A 2,263-nucleotide genomic window follows, 5' to 3' on the forward strand; every position below is an offset into this window, starting at 1 on the left:
GGCGGCGGCAAGCTCAGCGCTTGCTCCTGCGGCGTGTCCGGATACAGCAGGATGGCGTGCTTCGGGCGGTGCGCCCCAGCCTGCGGCTGGAATGGCGCCGTCAGCAAGGCCTGCAACGCGGGCTCGGTAAACACTTCGCCCGTCACCAGCCGGCTATGCGGCAGACTCAAATGCAACAACCGCGCGCTGCCTTTGGCGTTGGCCACTTCCAGCGGATGCTGCAGCACCAGCACCTCGACCCCATGGGCCGTTGGCGTAATCCACTGGCAGATGCAAGTGCTTTGCGCGCGCAGGCAAGTCGCGCAGACGAGGCGTTTGGCAGGGGCGGCGGGTGTCATGGGAGGATTTTAGGAAGATGCCGCTGACTGCCCGCAAAAGCTTGGCCCCCGGCTGGTCTGGGCTTTCGGTGGATCGCTTCAAAACAGCGCAGCCCATGGCGCGACAACCCTGTGTTGCCCAGCGCACAGACGAGGACGCGGGCCACCGCTAGCGTGGCGCCTGGAACCCGTCCCCGCACGGAACTGATTTTCAGGCACGCGGGTTGAATCGTGGCCTGCTGCAATCCGGCCAAGTCCTGTTAACTCGCAACGCTCAAGGAACCCGACGACATGAATACCCAACCCAAGGCCTATCTCGTGGGCGGCGGCATCGGCTCCCTGGCTGCCGCTGCCTTCATGATCCGCGACGGCGGCATGCCGGGCGAAAACATTTCAATCCTCGAAGCGACCGCCCTCCTGGGCGGCAGCCTGGACGGTGCCGGAGATGCCGCGGCTGGGTATTCATTGCGCGGCGGACGCATGCTGACGACCGACAACTACGAATGCACCTGGGACCTTTACAAATCGATTCCCTCGCTGAGCAACAAAGGCAAGACGGTGTTCGAAGAAACCGTCGATTTCAATGCGATGCACCAGGCGAATTCGATGGCCAGGCTGGTCGACTGCCGCCGCGCGAAGGTCCCGGTGAGCTCCATGGGGTTCTCCATGCAGGACCGCATGGAATTGCTGAAACTCAGCAATGCCGATGAAAACGAATTGGGTGCAAGCTGCATCTCCGACTGGCTCTCGCCCGCGTTCTTCGAGACCGAGTTCTGGTACATGTGGGTCACCACATTCGCCTTCCAGCCTTGGCACAGCGCGGTTGAACTCAAGCGCTACCTGCACCGCTTCATGCTTGAGTTTTCCCGCATTGAAACGCTCGGCGGCGTCAAGCGAACCGTCTACAACCAGTACGACTCCCTGGTTCTGCCCTTGCAGACCTGGCTCGCAGCGCAAGGCGTCCGCCTGGTCACGAATTGCAAGGTCACCGACCTTGCGCACAAGATCGAAGACGGCAAGTTCGTCGTGACCGGCATCCATTGCTTGCGACAGGGCCAAAGTGAAGTGCTTGCCGTGAACGACGGCGACCTGGTCTTCATGCAAAACGGCTCGATGACCGATGCCTCCAGCCTGGGTTCGATGACCCGCGCGCCAGCCCAGCGGACCAAGGTCGACAGCGGCGGCTGGACGCTCTGGGAAAGGCTGGCGCAGGGCCGACCGGAGTTCGGCAATCCGGCGGCCTTCAACCGCTGCATCGCGCAGTCGTGCTGGGAATCGTTCACGGTCACGCTGCCGAACCCGGCCTTCTTCGATCAGATTCAGCAGTTCAGCGGCAATGAGGCGGGCACCGGCGGACTGGTGACGTTCAAGGACTCCAACTGGCTGATGTCCATCGTGCTGGCGCATCAACCTCACTTCGCAAACCAGCCGGCCGATGTACAGGTGTTCTGGGGCTACGCGCTGTTCCCGGACCGGATCGGCAATTTCGTTGCCAAGCCGATGGCCGAGTGCCATGGCGCGGAGATCCTGCGCGAACTCTGTGGTCACCTGCGATTCGATCTGGAGACCGTTCAAGCGGCCAACTGCATTCCTTGCCGGATGCCTTACATCACCAGCATGTTCATGCCCCGCCTGTCCAGTGATCGGCCGCCGCCGGTGCCTCGCAACTCGAAGAACTTCGCCTTCATCAGCCAGTTTGTCGAAATTCCGGGCGATGTCGTCTTCACGGTGGAGTACTCGGTGCGCGCCGCGCAAATGGCCGTCTACGAGTTGCTGGGCGTTGCCCGCAAGGTGCCACCCATCACGCCGCACGACCAATCGTTTCGAACCCGGTTCGAGGCCTTGATCAAAGCCTTCAAGTAAGCCGACCCCGCATCGGTGCATTCCAGCAACGCCGTGCAAGGTGGCGAAAAGTGGGTGGCAACGAAGTGGATGCGCTCGCAGCC

2 protein-coding genes are annotated in these 2,263 nt (G+C 62.2%); one reads left to right on the plus strand and one right to left on the minus strand.

Annotated features, from left to right (window positions below; genetic code table 11):
* Positions 1 to 338: DTW domain-containing protein (locus B3V69_RS11815; RefSeq protein ID WP_296446766.1), on the minus strand; the 338-nt coding region annotated here is incomplete at its 3' end.
* Between the two features lie 270 nt (positions 339 to 608).
* Here B3V69_RS11815 and B3V69_RS11820 point away from each other — a divergent pair.
* Positions 609 to 2,180: an oleate hydratase gene (locus B3V69_RS11820; protein WP_414707518.1), complete on the plus strand. Its 1,572-nt coding sequence runs from the start codon at positions 609 to 611 to the stop codon at positions 2,178 to 2,180.
* Positions 2,181 to 2,263 lie beyond the last annotated feature (83 nt).

Origin of the sequence: Rhodoferax sp. UBA5149, assembly GCF_002413825.1 — a bacterium.
Classification (GTDB): Bacteria; Pseudomonadota; Gammaproteobacteria; order Burkholderiales; family Burkholderiaceae_C; genus Rhodoferax.

Coding starts and splice junctions, on each gene's coding strand:
- B3V69_RS11820 (WP_414707518.1), top strand. CDS start 609: ATGAATACCCAACCCAAGGCCTATCTCGTGGGCGGCGGCATCGGCTCC.